25 protein-coding genes are annotated in these 17,584 nt (G+C 63.6%); 23 read left to right on the top strand and 2 right to left on the bottom strand.

What is annotated here, in order from left to right; genetic code table 11:
- Window positions 1-3: 3 nt before the first annotated feature.
- The 17 genes from AX735_RS10955 (at window position 4) to AX735_RS24305 (ending at window position 11,618) form a co-directional block, all read left to right on the top strand.
- Complete coding sequence (locus AX735_RS10955) at window positions 4-504, top strand: hypothetical protein (protein WP_156447474.1); 501 nt, start codon at window positions 4-6, stop codon at window positions 502-504.
- Between the two features lie 107 nt (window positions 505-611).
- Window positions 612-1,010: a hypothetical protein gene (locus AX735_RS10950; protein WP_066213359.1), complete on the top strand. Its 399-nt coding sequence runs from the start codon at window positions 612-614 to the stop codon at window positions 1,008-1,010.
- The gene (locus AX735_RS10945) at window positions 1,007-1,297 is read left to right on the top strand and encodes a hypothetical protein (RefSeq protein ID WP_066279758.1); all 291 of its coding nucleotides are present in this window, start codon (window positions 1,007-1,009) and stop codon (window positions 1,295-1,297) included. The genes AX735_RS10950 and AX735_RS10945 overlap by 4 nt, the downstream gene beginning before the upstream one ends.
- A 1-nt stretch (window position 1,298) precedes the next feature.
- The gene (locus AX735_RS10940; RefSeq protein ID WP_066279756.1) at window positions 1,299-1,832 is read left to right on the top strand and encodes a phage protein Gp27 family protein; all 534 of its coding nucleotides are present in this window, start codon (window positions 1,299-1,301) and stop codon (window positions 1,830-1,832) included.
- Between the two features lie 13 nt (window positions 1,833-1,845).
- Window positions 1,846-2,088: a DUF2312 domain-containing protein gene (locus tag AX735_RS10935; RefSeq protein WP_066213367.1), complete on the top strand. Its 243-nt coding sequence runs from the start codon at window positions 1,846-1,848 to the stop codon at window positions 2,086-2,088.
- Window positions 2,085-2,504: a hypothetical protein gene (locus tag AX735_RS10930; protein ID WP_066279754.1), complete on the top strand. Its 420-nt coding sequence runs from the start codon at window positions 2,085-2,087 to the stop codon at window positions 2,502-2,504. The genes AX735_RS10935 and AX735_RS10930 overlap by 4 nt, the downstream gene beginning before the upstream one ends.
- Window positions 2,501-4,060 carry a terminase large subunit domain-containing protein gene (locus AX735_RS10925; RefSeq protein WP_066279752.1) on the top strand — a complete coding sequence of 520 codons (1,560 nt, stop codon included), beginning with the start codon at window positions 2,501-2,503 and terminating at the stop codon, window positions 4,058-4,060. Before AX735_RS10930 ends, AX735_RS10925 begins: the two co-directional genes overlap by 4 nt.
- A 46-nt stretch (window positions 4,061-4,106) precedes the next feature.
- On the top strand, window positions 4,107-6,143 hold the full coding sequence (locus AX735_RS10920) for a phage portal protein family protein (protein ID WP_066279749.1): 2,037 nt from the start codon (window positions 4,107-4,109) through the stop codon (window positions 6,141-6,143).
- Window positions 6,144-6,354: 211 nt separating this feature from the next.
- Window positions 6,355-6,621 carry a hypothetical protein gene (locus AX735_RS10915; RefSeq protein ID WP_066279746.1) on the top strand — a complete coding sequence of 89 codons (267 nt, stop codon included), beginning with the start codon at window positions 6,355-6,357 and terminating at the stop codon, window positions 6,619-6,621.
- Window positions 6,618-6,962 carry a hypothetical protein gene (locus AX735_RS10910; protein WP_066279740.1) on the top strand — a complete coding sequence of 115 codons (345 nt, stop codon included), beginning with the start codon at window positions 6,618-6,620 and terminating at the stop codon, window positions 6,960-6,962. The genes AX735_RS10915 and AX735_RS10910 overlap by 4 nt, the downstream gene beginning before the upstream one ends.
- Window positions 6,963-7,267: 305 nt before the next feature.
- On the top strand, window positions 7,268-7,843 hold the full coding sequence (locus AX735_RS10905) for an MT-A70 family methyltransferase (RefSeq protein ID WP_202189552.1): 576 nt from the start codon (window positions 7,268-7,270) through the stop codon (window positions 7,841-7,843).
- A complete protein-coding gene (locus AX735_RS25100) occupies window positions 7,840-8,061 on the top strand; it encodes a hypothetical protein (protein WP_156447473.1) in 222 nt (73 codons plus the stop codon). Before AX735_RS10905 ends, AX735_RS25100 begins: the two co-directional genes overlap by 4 nt.
- The gene (locus AX735_RS10900; protein ID WP_082751040.1) at window positions 8,054-9,268 is read left to right on the top strand and encodes a phage minor head protein; all 1,215 of its coding nucleotides are present in this window, start codon (window positions 8,054-8,056) and stop codon (window positions 9,266-9,268) included. The genes AX735_RS25100 and AX735_RS10900 overlap by 8 nt, the downstream gene beginning before the upstream one ends.
- 114 nt (window positions 9,269-9,382) lie before the next feature.
- Window positions 9,383-9,607, top strand: a complete 225-nt coding sequence (locus AX735_RS25095) for a hypothetical protein (RefSeq protein ID WP_156447472.1) — start codon at window positions 9,383-9,385, stop codon at window positions 9,605-9,607.
- Between the two features lie 624 nt (window positions 9,608-10,231).
- Window positions 10,232-10,477, top strand: a complete 246-nt coding sequence (locus AX735_RS10895) for a hypothetical protein (protein ID WP_066279735.1) — start codon at window positions 10,232-10,234, stop codon at window positions 10,475-10,477.
- A gap of 65 nt (window positions 10,478-10,542) precedes the next feature.
- Window positions 10,543-11,370 carry an NUDIX hydrolase gene (locus tag AX735_RS10890; RefSeq protein WP_171007809.1) on the top strand — a complete coding sequence of 276 codons (828 nt, stop codon included), beginning with the start codon at window positions 10,543-10,545 and terminating at the stop codon, window positions 11,368-11,370.
- A gap of 80 nt (window positions 11,371-11,450) precedes the next feature.
- On the top strand, window positions 11,451-11,618 hold the full coding sequence (locus AX735_RS24305) for a DUF1328 domain-containing protein (protein ID WP_023839674.1): 168 nt from the start codon (window positions 11,451-11,453) through the stop codon (window positions 11,616-11,618).
- A 76-nt stretch (window positions 11,619-11,694) separates the two neighbouring features.
- Here AX735_RS24305 and AX735_RS10885 read toward each other — a convergent pair whose 3' ends face one another.
- A complete protein-coding gene (locus AX735_RS10885; protein WP_023839673.1) occupies window positions 11,695-11,832 on the bottom strand; it encodes an entericidin A/B family lipoprotein in 138 nt (45 codons plus the stop codon).
- A gap of 231 nt (window positions 11,833-12,063) precedes the next feature.
- Between AX735_RS10885 and AX735_RS10880 the strand changes: the two genes are divergently transcribed.
- Both AX735_RS10880 and AX735_RS25090 read left to right on the top strand, forming a co-directional pair.
- Entirely contained in the window at window positions 12,064-12,726 is a 663-nt protein-coding gene (locus AX735_RS10880; RefSeq protein ID WP_231750092.1) for a sigma-70 family RNA polymerase sigma factor, read from the top strand.
- A 40-nt stretch (window positions 12,727-12,766) separates the two neighbouring features.
- Window positions 12,767-13,054 (top strand): NepR family anti-sigma factor, encoded by a 288-nt coding sequence (locus AX735_RS25090; RefSeq protein WP_156447471.1) that lies wholly within the window; start codon window positions 12,767-12,769, stop codon window positions 13,052-13,054.
- A gap of 147 nt (window positions 13,055-13,201) precedes the next feature.
- Here AX735_RS25090 and AX735_RS10875 read toward each other — a convergent pair whose 3' ends face one another.
- On the bottom strand, window positions 13,202-13,702 hold the full coding sequence (locus tag AX735_RS10875) for a Dps family protein (protein ID WP_066279729.1): 501 nt from the start codon (window positions 13,700-13,702) through the stop codon (window positions 13,202-13,204).
- Window positions 13,703-13,888: 186 nt separating this feature from the next.
- On the opposite strand from AX735_RS10875, the gene AX735_RS10870 reads away from it, so the two are divergent.
- From AX735_RS10870 to AX735_RS10855, 4 genes are all read left to right on the top strand, one after another.
- The gene (locus AX735_RS10870) at window positions 13,889-14,224 is read left to right on the top strand and encodes a hypothetical protein (protein ID WP_066279726.1); all 336 of its coding nucleotides are present in this window, start codon (window positions 13,889-13,891) and stop codon (window positions 14,222-14,224) included.
- An 80-nt stretch (window positions 14,225-14,304) separates the two neighbouring features.
- Window positions 14,305-14,715 (top strand): DUF2946 family protein, encoded by a 411-nt coding sequence (locus AX735_RS10865; RefSeq protein WP_137775923.1) that lies wholly within the window; start codon window positions 14,305-14,307, stop codon window positions 14,713-14,715.
- 102 nt (window positions 14,716-14,817) lie between these two features.
- Window positions 14,818-16,953, top strand: a complete 2,136-nt coding sequence (locus AX735_RS10860; RefSeq protein WP_066279973.1) for a TonB-dependent receptor family protein — start codon at window positions 14,818-14,820, stop codon at window positions 16,951-16,953.
- Window positions 16,954-16,972: 19 nt separating this feature from the next.
- Window positions 16,973-17,584 (top strand): hypothetical protein (locus tag AX735_RS10855; protein WP_202189551.1); only part of this gene is annotated, 612 nt, incomplete at its 3' end.

Raw genomic sequence — 17,584 nt, 5'->3', positions numbered from 1 at the left:
CCCGTGTCGGTCGCCTATTTCCCTGGAATGAAGCTGGAGGACCTGCCGATCCCGCACGATGTTGCGGTCACCCGGCGCTGGCCCGACCAGCTGGTGGAAATGGCCGATCATATCGGAGCTTATGATGCTCTGCGGGTGGTCGAGCGCTTCGGGGGCCAGAAAATCTATGTCGCAGTCGACCCTGAGCGCAACTGCCTGCGCGAGGTTCTGAACGCCCGGCTGACGCGGATCATGAGCCATGTCTATGGTCGTCAGGAGATCGATGTGCCTGTCGCCAGGGCGGCGCTCACCGAGGCGCGCCGAGCGCCCATCATTGCATCCGTGCGAAATGGCGATATGACAGTCGCCGAAGCGGCGCGGATCCTCGGCACCGCCAGGACCTATGTTTCCCAGCTCGTGAACCGGAGCAAGGAAGCAGCAGACGCCGAACCGTTGCGCCGACCTTCCTTGCGCGACCCACGCCAGATCGAGATGTTCGAACCCTGGGACGGAACGTCCCGGTAAGCTCGCTCACCCTGATCCACGCGAGCTATCCCGCTTAGCAATGCTTCATCGCTTTTCGATGAGGCCCACCCAATGCATTCCGCCATCCCGACCAGCTCCAGATCCGAATGCTGGAGCGTTCTGCTGTGAGCTGGTGGCAGATCATCCAGACACTGTGGCCGATCGCGGCCACGATGACCCCGCTGATCCTGCTCGGCGGCTTTGCCTGGCTCCAGACCAAATTCCCGTCTCGCGCCGATCTGAAGGAACATGAAACCGAGCTGCGAGCGCTGACCGAGCAAGTGTCAGGGCTGGTCACTCGGATCACGACTAATGAAAACCGCATCGATAACGTGATGCGGGATCTTGAGCGGGAACCGACGCGCGCTGGCCTGGCGAATTCGATATCTGACGTTCGCGACCGCCTCGGCTCGGTGGAATCATCCGTCAGGGCGATGCAGCACCAGCTCGAGACGCAAAATGACTATCTGCATACGCTGGTCCAGCAAGGGCTTGGCAAGTCATGATCGCCCCGGCCATCCGCCCGCTGGTCCGCCGCGCGATCATCGACCTCCTCGCCGAAATCGGCGGCGAACATAACGATCATCACCTCGCGACCCTGCTGGCCGAGGTCGGGCACCGCGTCGCACGCCGGGACGTTGCCGAGGAGCTGCGCTGGCTGGCGAATGAAGGCTTCGTGCGGATCGAGGACGTTCCGCCGTACCTGCTCGCAGAGATCCAGCCCGATGGCGAGGATGTCGCTGCCAGCCGCCTGATCGTCGACGGCATCTACCGCCACAGAACAGGCCGCTGACATGGCGCGCTGGTCTTCCGTCGAGGAACTGCCGGCAGACGTCCAGGACGAACTGGACGAGGCCGTGAAGCGCAAGTTCACCACCGATGCCCTGGTCGAGCTGGCAGCGAGCCACGGCCATACAATCGCGCGATCGTCCATGGGCCGCTGGGCCAAGCGCCGCCGCGACTGGCACCGCGTGGTGGAGCGCGAGAAGGCCGTGCGCGGCATGGCCGAGGCCGTCGACGGCCAGTTTGGTGACGAGAACGAGAAGCGCAACCGGATGCTGCTGCACCTGGCGCGCAACAATCTCTCCATCATCGCTGCACGCATGGGTGGCCAGGAGAAGCTCGAGCTGGGCGATGCCATGGGCCTCATCAAGGCGCTGAAGGACCTGGTCGTCGCCGACAAAATCGACGCCGAGCGCGAGCGCGCCATCCGCCTCGAGCAGAACCAGCGCGCGGCCAAGGAGGCCGAAGGCGAGCTGCGCAGCCGTGGCGCGACCGAAGAAACCATCCTGGCCGTGAAAACCAAGCTGCTCGGCCTCAAAGCCTGAAGGGAGAAAGACCGTGAGTGAAGCCATCAGAGCCGACGACCAGCTCCGCCTGTTCATCGAACGCATCGAACGGCTCGAGGAAGAGCGCAAGGGCGTCGCCGACGATATCCGCGACACCTACAACGAGGCCAAATCCCAGGGCTATGACGCCAAGATCATGCGGCAGATCGTGCAGCTCCGCAGGATGGAGCCGCACGATCGGCAGGAAATGGCCGCGATCCTGGATACCTACAAGGCTGCGCTGGGGCTGGGATGACCGAGCCGCGCCGCATCGTTGCTGGCCTGAGCGCGAACGGCCCCGGTGACATTGCGTCGCTGGCGTTCGCGATCGCGCAGGATGCCAAGCCGTTCGGCTTCCGGGTGCTGGCGATCAAATGCTCGCGCGCGACCAGGGCAGCAGCCGCATCGAAGGGCTCTCGCACCAAGTACGTGCACCTCGCCGACAACCAGGAACGCTGCTGGATCATCCGGGTGTCCGACCATTATCGCCCGCGCCGTGTCGCGCATATTCCGCTGCACTTTGACCTGGTCGCGCTCGACGGCATGTCTGGCCAGGCCGATGTCCGCGAATGGCTGGCCTCCGTTGCAAGGGGCGAGATTGCCTGGGTGCAGCCGATGACCTCGCCCCGCGCGCGCACCACGCGCCAGCGCTGGAAGGGCCGCAGGCCATGAGCGCGAAGGTCGGTTCTCTTGCACCAATCGACGATCTCCCGTCGCTGCTGATGCCGTATCAGATCGAGGCGATCCAGCTCAGCGACCAGCATCAGCTGTTCGTCAGCGAAAAGTCGCGCCGCACGGGCCTTACCTATGCTTTCGGGGCTGACGCCGTGCTGACCGCTGCGCCAGCCCAGGGCGGGCAGGATTTCTTTTACATCGCCTATAACAAGGACATGACGCGCGAGTTCATCGGCTATTGCGCGGACTTCCTGCAGGCGTTCGACCAGCTGGCCACCGAGCCGAAGGAATTCCTGCATAACGACGGATCGGATGAGGGCATCAACGCTTTCCGCATCGATCTGCCGTCAGGTCACAAGATCGTCGCGCTGTCGTCCAAGCCGCGATCGCTGCGCGGCATGCAGGGCAAGGTGCTGATCGATGAAGCCGCGTTTCATGACCAGTTCAACGATCTGCTCGACGCGGCCATGGCGCTCACCATGTGGGGCGGCAAGGTGGTGGTCATCTCGACCCATAACGGCGCGGACAACGCCTATAACGAGTTGATCGAGGACATCCGCAGCGGCAAGCGCGAAGGCGTGGTCCAACGGGTGACGCTGAAAGACGCGCTGCGCCAGGGCCTCTATCAGCGCATCTGCCTGCGCACCGGCCAGAAATGGTCGCCCGAGGCCGAGGCAGCGTGGGAAGCATCGCTCCGCAAGCGCTATGGCGCAGCTGCAGAGCAGGAGCTGGACGTCGTTCCCTCGCGTGGGTCCGGTATCTACCTGGCCCGTGCGACCATCGAGCAAGCCATGTCGCACGAGCTGCCGGTCATTCGCCTGGCGTGCCCCGATGGGTTCGAGCGTCACAGCGAGGAGTACCGAACCAGCTGGATCCTCGAGTTTCTGGAGACCGAGGTAGCGCCCTACCTGGACGACTTCGATCCAACCAAGCCGACCTATTTCGGCCAGGACTTTGCCCGCAACGGCGACGTCTCCCCGATCGTGTTCGGCCAGCGCGATGACAAAATGCGCCGCGTCGCGCGGTTCCTGCTCGAGATGCGCAATGTGCCGTTCAAGGACCAGGAGCTGATCCTCAACTGGATCATCTCGCGCGTGCCGATGTTCGCCTGCGGCAAGATGGACGCGCGCGGCAACGGGTCGGCCCTGGCCGAGGCAATGCAGCAGCGCTGGGGCTTTGACCGCGTCGAGGCCGTCCAGACATCGGAAAAGACCTATCTCGCCTTCATGCCGAAGCTGCGATCGGCGATCGAGGATCAGATGCTGCTCATCCCCTGGGATGAGGGCGTCATGGACGATCTGCGCATGATCAAGCTCGTGCGCGGCATCCCGATGATCCCGGATCGCGGCAAGGTCAGCAAGGCCGATGGCGACAGCGGCAAACGCCACGGCGACGACGCGATCGCGCTCATGCATTTCGTCGCCGCTTCGGACGAGGATATCGGCCCGATGGAGTTCTACTCGGCGGGCCAGCGCAGCACCCATCTGGCCTCCGGGCCTGTCTCGACGCGCGGGTTCGGTTCTGCCGGTGCCCGTGCCGGATTTGTGAGGTAACACCATGGCCCGCAGGCCTCGACCCTTTTCCAGCAGCAGCACCCAAGTGATCGCCCGGCGCATCGCCGAGCCGACTGGCACGATGCAGGCCCTGATGCGCCCGATCGCCACGACCTCGGATGGGCGCGACATCACCAGGCCGTTTGTCACCGGCCTGCAGCAGCCGCGCGACCCGCGCATCAGCATGGCGATCGACTGGGGCGTCTACGATGTCATCCTGGAAGACGACCAGGTCATGTCGACGCTGCAGCAGCGCATCGGCGCTGTGGTCTCGCGCAACTGGAACGTGCTGCCCGGCGATGAGAACGACCCTCGCTCGGTCGAGGCGGCAGAGAAGCTCAGCGACAACCTCGTCCGCCTGGGCTGGGACCGCGTCACCCGCAAGATGCTGTTCGCCACCTTCTACGGCTATTCGGTCGCCGAATGCCTGTGGGAGGTCCGAGACGGCCTATTCCAGTTCGCGGATCTGCGCGTCCGTCATGCCCGGCGCTTCCGCTATGACGACGCTGGCAATCTGCGGCTCATCACTCGCGTCAACTGGAATGGCGAGCGGCTGCCGGATCGCAAGTTCTGGGTAGCGACCGCAGGCGCCAGCGACGACGACGAGATCTACGGGCGCGGCCTGGCCGAGTGGCTCTATTGGCCGACGCTGTTCAAGCGCAACGGCCTGCGCTTCTGGAACAACTTCCTTGACAAGTTCGGCGCGCCTACCGCGATCGGCAAATATCCTGCCGGCACGCCGCAGGATCAGGTCAACAACCTGCTCGCCGCGCTGCAGGCCATCCAGACCGATACCGGCATCGCGATCCCCGAGCGCATGGTCATCGAGCTGCTGCAGGTCGCGAAGAGCGGCGTGGCCGATTACGAGCAGCTCTGCCGCTATATGGACGAGTGCATCGCGAAAGTGGTGCTCAGCCAGACCATGACCACCCAGGACGGCTCCTCGCGTAGCCAGGCCGAGGTGCATGCGGACGTGAAGCTGGAAGTCGTGAAGTCGGATGCGGATCTGCTGTCCGATAGCTTCAACGCTGGCCCGGCGCGCTGGTGGACCGATTTCAACTATGGCCCTGACGTCGCTTCGCCGCGCGTGATGCGCGATGTCGAGGCGGAAACGGACACCAAGCTTGCCGCCGAGACCGATGGCCTGTTGAAGGCGCTGGGCTGGGAGCGCGACGAGGAGAGCTTCCAGGACACCTATGGCGACGGCTATGTCCGCGTCCAGCAGACAAACCCGCCGACCGATACAGACCTTATTCCCGGAGCCGGGAACAAGGTCGACGAACAGAAGCTGCTGGAAGATAACCGCCGCGAGCCGCTCCAGCCCGTCACGGAATTCGCCGCCGACGATCCGCGCCCGCTCTACGTCCATCGCAAGCTGCTCAATGCCGACAAGCTCGTTGCATGGGCCAGGAAACAGGGCTTCAGGACCGTAGTCGATCCCGCCGACATGCATGTCACCGTGGCCTATTCGAAGAGGCCGGTGAACTGGTTCGGCATGGGCGACGATTTCGGCTTCTACCGCGAGCCGCTGCGCGTCATGCCGGGCGGCCCGCGCGTCGTTGATCGGCTCGGCGACAAGGGCGCTGTCGTTCTGCATTTCTGGGACGGCTACATCGCCAACCGGCACCGCACTATGCGCGAGGCTGGCGCGAGCTGGGATTTCCCCAGCTATCTGCCGCACGTCACTTTCACCTACGATCCGGGCGACGTCGACCTGGCAACGGTCGAGCCGTTCACCGGCGAGCTGCAGTTCGGTCCCGAGATCTTCGAACCGATCGTGGACGACTGGCAGGACACCATCCGCAGCGTGAGCCTCGCTGAGGGCGATCCCGACTATGTCGAGCAGTTGCCTGACAACAGCCTGATCGACGAACTGATCGCCGCCGAGGACGATCGCGTCACGGCAGCAATGACCGGCACGATCTTCGATCGCATCGCCGCAGCCGCCACGTCTGCCGAGCTGCTCAAGCTGCTCGATACCGAGGCAACCGCGCTCATGAACGATGCGCCGCTACGCGAGAGCATCGAGCGCGCTGCATTCGCCATGCGCCTGGCGGAAGAGAACCGGGAGGGTGGAGCGTGAGATCAAACCCCTCTCTCTTGGCTGCACTGACGTTATTGGCCAGCGCGGCCCTTGGCCCGATCGCCGCCCAGGCGGTTCGGGATGCAAGCGACGAGAAACGATCGCGGGGGAGCGTCGTTCGAGCGAGGCGAGACGTCGTCCACATCACCGTACCCGAGCCGCTCGGTAAGAGGGCAAAGCGCCGCGCACGGGCAAGAGCCAAGGCGCGGAAATGACCCGCGCAACGCTCCCTCAGCTAGCCTATGCGCTCGGCATGGTCGAAGGCCTGCTGCGCCAGTTGCCCGCGATCAGCGTGATCTATTCGGTGCAGATGCAGCTGGAGGATGGGTGGACCAGGCACCGCGAGGACGGCTTCAGCATCCGGCTCGCTGGCATCTCCGCTACCTGTGACGCAGCTCACCCGGACTGCGCCTCCGTCGCCCTGAGAAACTGGCGCACCGCCGCACGTGAGCGGCTTGGATGGGAGATGTCATCATGATCGACGCACGCAATGGACCTCCGGCCGCCCCTGAGGAACAGGCGTATCTCGATGCCAGGGCAGGCGCAATCATGGCAGAGGGCAGGGCGCAAATGCCACTTTCTACCGAAGAGCAGGCTGAGTTAGTGGCGACTGCGCCATCCCCGTTTACGCCAGAACAGGAGGCGCGAATTGCTCAAATCGTGGCCAAAATGATCCACGAAAGCACGTTCAAACAGCTGTCGCAGGTCACCGCGTTAGATGCTGACGCGGCCCTAGAAATGGCTGATAGTATGAAGCGCTTTATCAATCACCGGCAGCTCGACGAACCCTGCCCCAAAACTCCTTCTGAAGCTCAATGACCTGGTTCGCAAACTCCTGCGTGACTGGGTCATCGAACCGATCTCGCGCAGCCTCGACCTCCTCGCGAGTAATGCGAGTAATATAGTCAATCTGTGACTGATTGGACGCACCCCCATTTTTGATGAACGCCGCCCACAGATGCACCAAAACATGTTCGAGCATCCAATTATGACAATCGTTTTTCGAAAACTGCTGATCCATGGATTGTTCCTTTCAGTCGTGAGTCGCATCGTGACTGTAGCCGAAGGGGTGGTCTCGGCAAGGGCCACCCCCAAGGATAGCCCCGCATTGAGGGCGATGGCCCATGCCTGAAAGCCCCTTCGCCAATCTCCCGATGTTCGGCTTCGACATCATCTATGCCGACCCTCCCTGGAGCTTCGATAACTGGTCCGAAAAGGGCGAGGATCGCAATCCAAACCAGCATTACGACACGATGCCCTGGGAGGAGATCGCCGCGCTGCCAGTGGGCGAGCTGGCCAGCCGCAACTGCGCTTGCTTTCTGTGGGCCATCGATCCGCTGCTCGACAAGGCCTTCGAAACCCTGCGCCGCTGGGGCTTCCGATATGCCACCGTCGGGTTCACCTGGGCGAAGCTCAACCCGTCTGGCGAGGGCTATGCCATGGGAACCGGCTATTACACCCGCGCCAACCCGGAGATTTGCCTGCTCGGCATGACTGGCAAGTTGCCGCGCCTTGATGCTGGCGTCCGCCAGCTGGTCGTCGAGCCGCGCCGCGAACATAGCCGCAAGCCCGATCGTATCGCCGACGACATCGTCCGTCTCTTCGGCGATCGCCCGCGCATCGAGCTGTTTGCCAGAACGAAGCGCCCTGGCTGGGAAGCCTGGGGCAACCAGGTCGATAAGTTCGGAGACGAGAGATGACCGTCGATCACAAGCAGATGGCCGCTAACTGGCTAGCAAATGGCGGCGGCCGAACTTGGCAGTTAGCACGCAGTCTTGGGACAAACACGCCGGTCGCCCGCAGCATCTTGAAAAGGCTCGAAGCCGAAGGAGTTGCGGTTCGCTGTCCGAAAAAATCGGCATGCAATGACGCGTATTGGACTCTAGCAGATAAGGCGGAAGGCGAGCCCGATGCCTGAGCTGCGCCCAACCATGTATCTCAGCCCGAAAAACACCGTCCGGGTCTGGCAGGAGCGGCAGGAGCTGCGCCCGACCGTGCGTTGGTCGGAGATGATGCACGAGGAGCATTCGCGGGCCTTCACCGTGGCGAAGATCGCCAAGCTCGATCTGCTGGCAGCGGTTCAGAAATCGCTCGACAAGGTCATTCGCGATGGCGGCACCTTCGAGACCTGGAAGGCCAACATCCTGCCGGAGCTGAAGCGCGCCGGCTGGTGGGGCGAGGTCTCGGATCCGGCGCTTACCGGCACCGCCCAGCCCATCATCGTCAACGATCGCCGCCTGCGGACGATATACCGGACCAACATCCGCATGAGCATCGCAGCAGGCCGCTGGCGGCGCTTCCAGGCGCAGAAGGAGCTCTTCCCCTATCTGCGCTACCGGTCTGACCATCCGCGCAAGCACCCTCGGCAAGATCACCTCAGTTGGCACGGCATCATCCTGCCGGTCGACCACCCATGGTGGCAGGAGCATTTCCCGCCAAATGGCTGGGGCTGCAATTGCCTGCCAGAACAGGTTTCGGAAGGGATGCTCAAACGGCGCGGGTGGAAGGTCACGACAGATCTGCCGCCATCGGCGCGGGAGCGCTTCTATCCTGCCGGCAGGACCGACCCGATCATGGTGCCCAAGGGCATAGATCCTGGCTTCAGCTACAATCCCGGCACCGCGCATCTGCGCGCGATCGCCGACAAGGCGCTCGAATCGGTCGAGGATGCGGCTCAGGCAGGCCTGGCGAAAGCTGCTCAGCAGACCATCCGGGAGATCGTCGCCGATCCGGCGTTTGATCAGTTTGCCGCCTTACCCGATCAGCCTTTCCCGATCGCCGCGCTCACGGCTGACCAGGCAGCTGCCATCGGCGCGACCGCGCGCACCGTGCGCTTCTCGCTGCAGACCCTGGAAAAGCAGAAGCGCCGCCATGCCGAGTTGACGATCGCCGATTATCGTCTGCTGCCAGAGATCATCTCGAACCCTGCCCATGCGCTCCGCGAGGATGACAGGAAGGTTCGGCTGCTGTGGGAATCGGACGGCCAGTGGTGGCGAGCCACAGTCAAGGCGACCGAACAAGGCGACGAGCTCTATGTGCTCAGCATGCATCGGGTTGGCGCAAACGAGGTCGCCGCCCTTGTCCGCCGTTTCGCCGCTATCGTGGAGTGGTTCAGTGCGTGGTGAGGACTCCCGTTTCCCTCACATGGCGCTCCTGGCTTTCGCCAGTGCTACGGCAGGGAGATGCACCGTGTCGCACGCACTGAGCCACCTGCATACACCAGCAAAAGAGTATAGGCAATGAACGGCCCAGATCCTTGGCATGACGCGTTGTCGAAAGCCCTGGCAGCACCTTTAGAACTGCGGAACGGCGTCAACACCATCGTCGATCGAGCTGTCGCAGAAGGGATGACACTACCTCAGTTCAAGATTGAGGTGCAGGCCCTGTTCAACCGCCTTGCCACGTCCATGCAAGGCCGCGGCAACGCCCCTGCAACGGCACCGACCGGTGTGGAACTGGACTAGGGCCTGTGGAACCACACTTCACAAATTCCTATAACCTTCGCCGCAGGCATTTTCAGCCTCCACATGGCCGCTTTGACCTGCCCCTGAAGGGTGGTTACGGCGGCTCTGGCGATGCGGGATATGGGCCTCGCGGCGGTCCGATCAGCAGGCTATCCAGGTGCGCTCCGGCAAGGCCACGATGGGCGCTCCGGGATGGGATGCACGGGGCGGTTTCAGAGCGATATTGCGTCCGAATGCGTCCGAATGATTATCGCGCTATGTCAGTCGGTAACGCTTTATTAACAATGGGTTACCGCATTCGGACGAGCACCCCCTGTCATCCGGACTCTCTGAGGACCAGCCCACGCATTTCTGCGGGTTTCCGGGCGTCCAGGGGTAGGTGAGGGACCTATTTTTGGCCAGAATGGCGTTTGTGGGCTGGCGGGCCTCCAGTGGCCTCATAGGGCCTCAAAACGCCCGATTTCCCGAGGGTTTGTCCCGCAGAGGCCCAAAATGTCCCGCTGATCCCGCCACCCGTATTTATGGCCAGTCACAATGGCCAACATGGTTAGCGAATTGCTAAATTCGCGAACCGGCCTGCCGTTATCCCTGTCACGACCGCACAAAGCACAAGGAGACTCAGCGATGATCGGGATTCTGGCGCAAAAGGGCTTGAGCCTTTTCGGACGCATGCCGGTGAAACCCTCGCCCGAGCGCGAGAAGCTGATCGGGCTGCTCGACATGCTGGTCGACGAATGCAACCGCGAGGCCGAACTCGTCGATGATCTTGCCGGCGTGTCCGAGGGCTATGGTCCGCTTGCCAGCGAGGCGGCGCGGCGCTTCTACCGCATCGAGCCCGACCGGATTGCGGAACGGCTGCTGCGGCATTGAGCCGGAACGGCCTCTCGCATTTTTCGCGCTTGGCAGGCTGCGCGCTATAGGCAATGACATGCAGCATGGCCGACAGCGAACCGCAGCAAACCGATCCGCATATCCAGACCCATGACCCGCGCACCGGCGAACCGCTGGTGACTGCAACCCCTGCCGCGACCATCATCGTCTTTCGCGACTGCCCCAATGGCGGCGCGCCGGAACTGCTCATGGTCGAGCGGTCGTCGCAGATGGTGTTTGCGGGCGGCGCCGTGGTTTTTCCCGGTGGCCGCGTCGATGCCGACGATCATGTGATCGCCTCCGGCCTGGACCACGGGCTCGATCCGCACGAAGCGGCGGCGCGCGTTGCCGCGATCCGCGAGACGGTCGAGGAGACCGGGCTCGGAATCGGTTTTGCCGCTCCGCCCGAACGCGAGGCCTTGGCGCAGGCGCGCGCCGCGTTGCACAAGGGTACCGCGTTTTCAGAGCTTTGCCGCGATGCCGGCTGGACGCTCGACCTGACTGCGCTGACGCCATTTGCGCGCTGGCGCCCGCCCTTCAACGAGCGCCGGGTGTTCGATACGCGCTTCTATCTCGCGCGCTGCGACGAGCACGACCATATTGTCGAGGTCGATGCGACCGAAAACCACCATCTGTTCTGGGCCACGGCCGCCGACGCGCTGGCAATGGCGGACGAGGGCAAGGTCAAGTTGATCTTTCCGACGCGGCGCAACATGGAGCGGCTGGCGCAGTTCGGCTGCCATGCCGACGCGGTCGATCATGTGGCCCAGTTTCCGGTGCGGATGATCATGCCGTTCATCGAGGAGCGCGACGGCAGGCCGTTCCTGTGCATCCCGGAGAACATGGGATATCCGGTGACCAGCGAGCCGATGGGCAGCGCGATGCGCGGCTGAACATTCCAGAAAATCGCGGCGCTCAGGGAACCTGAATCGAGCGCGCATCGTAAACGGTTCATCCCAACCGGAGATGAACCATGTTGCATTATGCCCTTATCTTTCTGATCGTCGCGATCGTTGCCGGCGTGCTGGGTTTCGGCGGTATCGCCGGCGCTTCGGCAGGTATCGCCAAGATCCTTTTCTTCCTCTTCCTGCTGTTCCTCGTCGCCAGCCTGGTGATGCATCTTGTGCGTGGTCGAGCGTAACCTGTTGCGCGCAGCATGAATGCACAAAAAAGGCCCGGATCGCTCCGGGCCTTTTTCTTTTCGTGCAATACGTTCGTCAGTCGATTGCGCGTTCGGCGGCACGGCCGACCGATTCGACATCGCGGCCTGCACCCTTGACGGTGTTGCAGGCGGAAAGCAGCGATGCGACCAGACCTGCTGCGAGCACGATGCGGAAAGAGGCGTTGCGGTTCATGGGGATCATCCTTCTTCTTCAATGACTTTTCTTGGTTGTTCGGGGGCATGGCCCGGCCATTTACGCGATTGCATGCAACCGGTTGCCGAAAATTCGGTTGGAACCATCCCCGGAGCCACGGGTTGATGGGACACGGCGATGCGGCCGTCGGGTTTGTGAGGACCAGAAGCCGCATCGCTGGTTGAGGACCAATCCATGCTGCTTTGGGGGCAGCTAATGAGAGGCGAGTTTATGACGATCATTCAGGACCAGTCGACCGGAGCGAATGCCGCCAGCGAGCGGAGCGAAGAGGCCGTGGTGCCGCTGGATGATGCGACGTTCAAGCAGCGGCTTGCTGCAACCATTCCGCACCTGCGCGCCTTTGCGTACAGCCTGTGCGGAAAGATGGATGTGGCCGACGATCTGGTGCAGGACACGATGCTCAAGGCCTGGGGCGCGCGTGCGCGTTTCCGCCCCGACACGTCGATGCGCGCCTGGACCTTCGTAATCCTGCGCAACTGCTATATCTCGCAGATGCGCCGCAACAAGTTTACCGCGCCCTATGACGAGGGCGTTGCAGAGCGCACGCTGACCGCCAATTCGGATCAGCAGGCCCCGCTGCACCTCGAGGACGTGCGCATGGCGCTGATGCAGCTCGGCGCGGACCAGCGCGAGGCGATCATTCTGGTCGGCGCAGGCGGCTTCTCGTACGAGGAAGCGGCGGAAATCTGCGATTGTGCCGTGGGCACGATGAAGAGCCGCGTGTCGCGCGCCCGCGCTGCACTGGTCGCGATGCTGGATGGCGATTCGCCGATCGGTTCGCGCCGTCAGCGCAACTCCGCTGACGAGGCGATGAGCGATATTCTTGGCACGCTCGACAAGCTGAGCGAGGGCGTGACTGCACTCGCTGCGTGACCAATTCACCTCCGGCATGTGGCCGGGAGCCGCTTGCCGCATGGTCGGGGCGGTCGTGTTCAACCCGGGCGTGATGCTGCGCCCCGATCTTGCAAGCAGCTCTTGGGCTGGACGGGAAGTGAAGACAGTGCGCGGTGCCAGTTCCCTAGATCGTCTGGAGGCAAGTGCCATGCGTACCTCGTGTTTCGATCCCATGCTGATGCGTCAGGCACGCATCGGCCGCAGCTTGCGCGAGGTGTATGACGGCGTGGCGGATAGCCCGATGCCCGACCAGTTCGACGCGCTGCTGAGTGAGCTCGACAAGATTGCGGTGCCCGAACGGCGCTGATTTCTATCAGTCTGCGACCTCCAAAGCCCGTCCGGCATCGCGCCGGGCGGGCTTTTTGCCGTCCCTGTGCCGGCTGACCACGCACAGCAAAAGGGCCGCGATCCCGAAGGATCGCGGCCCCTGCTAGGTGCCTGGTGTGGCGTGCGGTCAGCTGATCAGCGCGCGCAGCATCCATGCATTTTCCTCGTGCTTGCCGATCCGGGCGGTCAGCAGGTCGGCGGTGAACACGTCATCGGCGTCCTCGGCGACCTCGACGAAATCGCGCATGCGCTTGGCAATCGCTTCGTTGTCGGTGATCAGGCCCTTGATCATCGCATCGGCCTGGCGCGGGGTCTCGCTCGAATCGACCACCGACAGCTTGGTATAGTCACCGAACGATGCCGGGGCGATTTCGCCCAGGGCGCGGATGCGCTCGGCGATCACGTCGGCGGCAGCGTGCAGGTCTTCATATTGCGCTTCGGTCAGCTTGTGGACGCTGTAAAAGGCGGGGCCGACGATGTTCCAGTGGACGCCCAGCGTCTTGAGATAGAGCGAATAGGTGTCGGCCAGACCGTGCTGAAGCGCCTTGGCGACTTCCTTGCGGTCCTTGGCTTCGATGCCGGTATCGACATTGTCGGGCTTGGTGGTGGCTTTGGCTGCAGTTGCCATGTCAATTCCTCCTGTTTTGTAACGGAAAGGGGGCCTTGCTGAATGGCAGGGCCTGCCAGGGTGCTTACGTCCAGCGCTCGCGCCGGTTCCCCGCCAACTCGGCCATGCTGCGCAAAACAGCACCAAATCTGGGATAGTCTTGACAGAAGGTTACAAATGTCGGCTAATCGCATCAGGAGTGGGGCCATGAACGACGAACTGCAACCATCTGCCGTAGAACGGAAATATCACGATAGCGCGCCGAAGGCGCTGGTCGGCTGGACGCATGTCGACATGCCTAACGGCATCGATCTGAGGATCGAATGCGCGCGGTCGCGGATCGCGCTCGAGAATGACGTGATCGAACAGCGCGATATCGTGATGACGCGCAACCAGGCGCTGCTGCTCGCGCGCTACCTGCTCAAGGTGACGGGCCAGACCCTGCCCGAGGAGCCCCGGCCGACCTTCTGGGCGCGGTTGCGCAGTGCCTTCGGGGGATCGCGGGCGCCCGTGCGCCGCCAGGCGCGCAAGTTCGCGTCCTGACAAATCCTGCCCCGTTTTTGGGGGGTTGATTGGTCCGGTGATCGGTTCTACCCGCCGCGGCGATGGGGCGCTTTCGCAAATTGACCAGACATGCCTTGCCGGTGCTGCTGCTGGCGATGCTGTTCGGTGCGTTCGCGCCGCGCGGGTTCATGCCGCATTTCGGACCGGCAGGCCTGACCATCGAGCTGTGCTCGGGCCTGGGCAACAAGGCGGCGACGATTTCGGTCGATGACCCGCGTTACCAGGATTATCAGAAGCTTGCTGCCGCCAGATCCGGCCAGCAGGACCATGACCAGGGCGACGATGCGGACAATCCGATGCCGCCTTGCGCCTTTGCCGGCATGGCGATGCTGGCGATCCCGGTCGATGCCGTGACGCTTCCACCGATGCTGGCGATTACAACCATCGCGCCCGCACTGCACCACCAGCTGCTGCGCGCGCGGCACCATGCCGCCACCCCTCCCGCGACCGGGCCCCCGCTGTTTCTCTGAACCATTGACGTCCTTGCAGGCCGCCGCCGCGCGCGCATGACGCGTGCGGGCCCGGCGTGCCCTGCGTGCCTCTTGAATCCCGCGTTCAGGGAACGAATGATCATGACCAATACCGCATTTCTGCGCGCTGCCCTGCTGGGTGGCGCTGCCTTCACCTGTGTTTCTCCTGCTCTTGCCCAGGGCGTCGGCCAGCGTACCGACCCCGTCATCGTCGTCACTGCCAGCGTGACCGGTACCCCCACCGCCCCCAGCGTCGAGGAAGCGCGCAAGCGGCTCGAACAGGTGCCCGGCGGCGTCGGGCTCGTCGAGGACACCGTGTTCGCCGAGGATTTCGCGCAGAGCGTAGGCGATGTGCTGATCTTCACCCCCGGCGTGTTCGCCGATACCAGCGCGCAGCGCGAATCGCGTATCTCGATCCGCGGATCGGGGCTGAATTCGGGCTTCGAGCGCCGCGGGCTCACCGTGCTGCGCGATGGCGTGCCGATCAGCCGCGCGAGCGGCTCGACCGAGTTCCAGGAGATCGACCCGCTCACCATCCGCTATCTCGAGGTGTTCAAGGGCGCGAACGGCCTGCAGTTCGGCGCGGCCTCGCTCGGCGGTGCGGTCAACATCGTCTCGCCCACCGGGCGCACCGCGCATTCGCGTTTCTCGGGACGGATCGAGGGCGGCAGCTTCAATACCTTGCGCGGAAACTTGAGCGCCTCGGGCGTCTCTGGCAACACCGACTATTATATTGGGCTGACCGGGCTTCGCGACGACGGCTTTCGCGAGCATAGCGATGTGCGCAGCCTCTACGGCCATGGCAATATCGGCTTCAGGCTCGGCCAGAGTGTCGAGACGCGTTTCTATGTGACGGCGCTCAGCGACAATTTCGAGCTGAACGGATCGCTGCGCCTCGCCGATGCGCTGGCCAATCCGCGCGCGGCAGGACGCCCCGTCACCGTCGGCCCGTTCCGTCCTGGCGGGCCGGTGACGGTGCTCGATCCCGGTCCGGTTGCCGATGACTGGGACCGCAATCTCGACGTGCTGCGCCTGTCGAACCTGACGGCGATCACGCTCGGCAGCAGCACGGTCGAGATCGGCGGCTGGTACGCGCGGCGCAAGCTCGACCACGCGATCACCCGCTTTGCCGGGATCATCGACCAGAAGGAGGACGAATTCGGCCTGTCGCTGAAGGGATATGGCGAATTCGCGCTGATCGGCGATGCGGTGAGCCGCTGGACGCTCGGCGGCTATTATGCGAAGGGAGACAACCGCGCGCGGCGGCATCGCAACGTGAACGGCCAGCGTGCCGGTCTGGTGAGCGAATCCGACCAGGATTCGACCAGCCTTACGACCTTCGGTCAGCTCGACCTTGGTCTGACCGACCGCTTCACCGCCATCCTTGGCGGGCAATATGTCAGCGTGGTGCGCGATGTCGCAGCCAGGCTGGGCGACGTGTCCGGACGCGGCGAATACGAGCAGTTCAGCCCGCGCTTCGGCCTGCTCTATCAGCTGTCCGACACCGCGCAGCTCTATGGCAATATCAACCGCAGCTTCGAGCCGCCGAGCCTGGCTGACCTGACCTCGGGCGGCGCGCGGCCCTTTGCCCCGCTCAAGGAACAGCGCGCGACCACGTTCGAGATCGGCAGCCGCGGCCAGGCGAGCTTCATCGCCTGGGACGTCTCGCTCTATCGCAGCGAGGTGGAGAACGAGTTTCTCGACTTCGGCGTGCCGGGCGCGAATGGCTTCGTCTCGTTCACCGACAATGCGGCGAGGACCATCCATCAGGGCATTGAGCTCGGCCTCGATGTGTATGTCGCGCGCGAGGTGCTGGCGGCGCGCGGCCAGGCCTTCACCCTGCGCGGGGCCTATACCTTCAATGATTTCCGCTTCGACAATGACAGGGTCTATGGCGACAACCAGCTTGCCGGGGTGCCGCGCCGTGTCTTCGTTTCCGAAGTGCGGTTCGAGCAGAAGGACAGCTGGTATGTCTCTGCGAACCTGCGCTGGGTGTTCGACGGCCCGTGGGCGGACTTTGCCAATACCGAGCGGGCACCCGGCTATGAACTCCTGGGCCTGACCGCCGGGGTCGATGTCATCCCCGGTATCCGCCTGTTCGGATCGGTCGAGAACCTGTTCGACACGGTATTCATCTCGAACGTCGCCACCAATGCCAACCAGTCGCTGGAACGCGCCGCGATCTACACCCCCGGTGTCGGCCGCGCGGTCTATGGCGGCCTGCAGGCCCGGTTCTGAGCGGGAAGGGAGATCCATCATGGCAAATCGTCCCAGGCTCGCCCGCTGGTCGATGGGCAAGCACCAATGGCTGGCGCTGATCGGCGGCATCAGCCTGTTCATCTGGGGGCTGTCGGGCATGGCGCATATCGCCATGGTGCTGTTCGGCCCGCAGCAGCTGGAGTTCATGCCGCCGATGCGCGCGATCGACATGGCAGGCGCGGTGCCGGTCGAGAAGGTTCTGGCCGATGCCGGGATCGGCAAGGCGCGCGCGGTCAAGGTGGTGGTCGGAAAGGACCGCAACCTGTTGCAGGTCACGGTCACGCCGCAGGCCGCGCGCCGCTATTTCCGGCTCGATACCGGCGCGGAACTGGCGGGCGAGGATGCGCGCCAGGCCGAGTTCATCGCCCGGCATTTCCTGAAAGAACAGCGCCCGATCGCCGAGATCGTGCAGCAGACCGCGTTCGATGCCGATTATCCCTGGGTCAACCGGCTGCTGCCGGTCTGGCGCATCCGCTTTGGGGGCGACGACCAGCTCACCGCCTTTGTCCATACCGAAACCAGCAGCCTGGCGGCGGTGAACAACCTCACCAAGACGCGGTTGCAGAATGTGTTCCGCGCGCTGCACAGTTGGGAATGTGTGCCGCAAGGG

The sequence above is a fragment of the Blastomonas sp. CCH1-A6 genome (assembly GCF_001556365.1).
GTDB classification, from domain to species: domain Bacteria; phylum Pseudomonadota; class Alphaproteobacteria; order Sphingomonadales; family Sphingomonadaceae; genus Blastomonas; species Blastomonas ursincola.
This window is presented reverse-complemented; position numbering and strand designations above follow the sequence as displayed.

Coding starts and splice junctions, on each gene's coding strand:
- AX735_RS10950 (WP_066213359.1), top strand. CDS start 612: ATGCTGGAGCGTTCTGCTGTGAGCTGGTGGCAGATCATCCAGACACTG.
- AX735_RS10945 (WP_066279758.1), top strand. CDS start 1,007: ATGATCGCCCCGGCCATCCGCCCGCTGGTCCGCCGCGCGATCATCGAC.
- AX735_RS10940 (WP_066279756.1), top strand. CDS start 1,299: ATGGCGCGCTGGTCTTCCGTCGAGGAACTGCCGGCAGACGTCCAGGAC.
- AX735_RS10930 (WP_066279754.1), top strand. CDS start 2,085: ATGACCGAGCCGCGCCGCATCGTTGCTGGCCTGAGCGCGAACGGCCCC.
- AX735_RS10925 (WP_066279752.1), top strand. CDS start 2,501: ATGAGCGCGAAGGTCGGTTCTCTTGCACCAATCGACGATCTCCCGTCG.
- AX735_RS10915 (WP_066279746.1), top strand. CDS start 6,355: ATGACCCGCGCAACGCTCCCTCAGCTAGCCTATGCGCTCGGCATGGTC.
- AX735_RS10910 (WP_066279740.1), top strand. CDS start 6,618: ATGATCGACGCACGCAATGGACCTCCGGCCGCCCCTGAGGAACAGGCG.
- AX735_RS10905 (WP_202189552.1), top strand. CDS start 7,268: ATGCCTGAAAGCCCCTTCGCCAATCTCCCGATGTTCGGCTTCGACATC.
- AX735_RS25100 (WP_156447473.1), top strand. CDS start 7,840: ATGACCGTCGATCACAAGCAGATGGCCGCTAACTGGCTAGCAAATGGC.
- AX735_RS10900 (WP_082751040.1), top strand. CDS start 8,054: ATGCCTGAGCTGCGCCCAACCATGTATCTCAGCCCGAAAAACACCGTC.
- AX735_RS25095 (WP_156447472.1), top strand. CDS start 9,383: ATGAACGGCCCAGATCCTTGGCATGACGCGTTGTCGAAAGCCCTGGCA.
- AX735_RS10895 (WP_066279735.1), top strand. CDS start 10,232: ATGATCGGGATTCTGGCGCAAAAGGGCTTGAGCCTTTTCGGACGCATG.
- AX735_RS10890 (WP_171007809.1), top strand. CDS start 10,543: ATGGCCGACAGCGAACCGCAGCAAACCGATCCGCATATCCAGACCCAT.
- AX735_RS24305 (WP_023839674.1), top strand. CDS start 11,451: ATGTTGCATTATGCCCTTATCTTTCTGATCGTCGCGATCGTTGCCGGC.
- AX735_RS10885 (WP_023839673.1), bottom strand. CDS start 11,832: ATGAACCGCAACGCCTCTTTCCGCATCGTGCTCGCAGCAGGTCTGGTC.
- AX735_RS10880 (WP_231750092.1), top strand. CDS start 12,064: ATGACGATCATTCAGGACCAGTCGACCGGAGCGAATGCCGCCAGCGAG.
- AX735_RS25090 (WP_156447471.1), top strand. CDS start 12,767: ATGGTCGGGGCGGTCGTGTTCAACCCGGGCGTGATGCTGCGCCCCGAT.
- AX735_RS10875 (WP_066279729.1), bottom strand. CDS start 13,702: ATGGCAACTGCAGCCAAAGCCACCACCAAGCCCGACAATGTCGATACC.
- AX735_RS10870 (WP_066279726.1), top strand. CDS start 13,889: ATGAACGACGAACTGCAACCATCTGCCGTAGAACGGAAATATCACGAT.
- AX735_RS10860 (WP_066279973.1), top strand. CDS start 14,818: ATGACCAATACCGCATTTCTGCGCGCTGCCCTGCTGGGTGGCGCTGCC.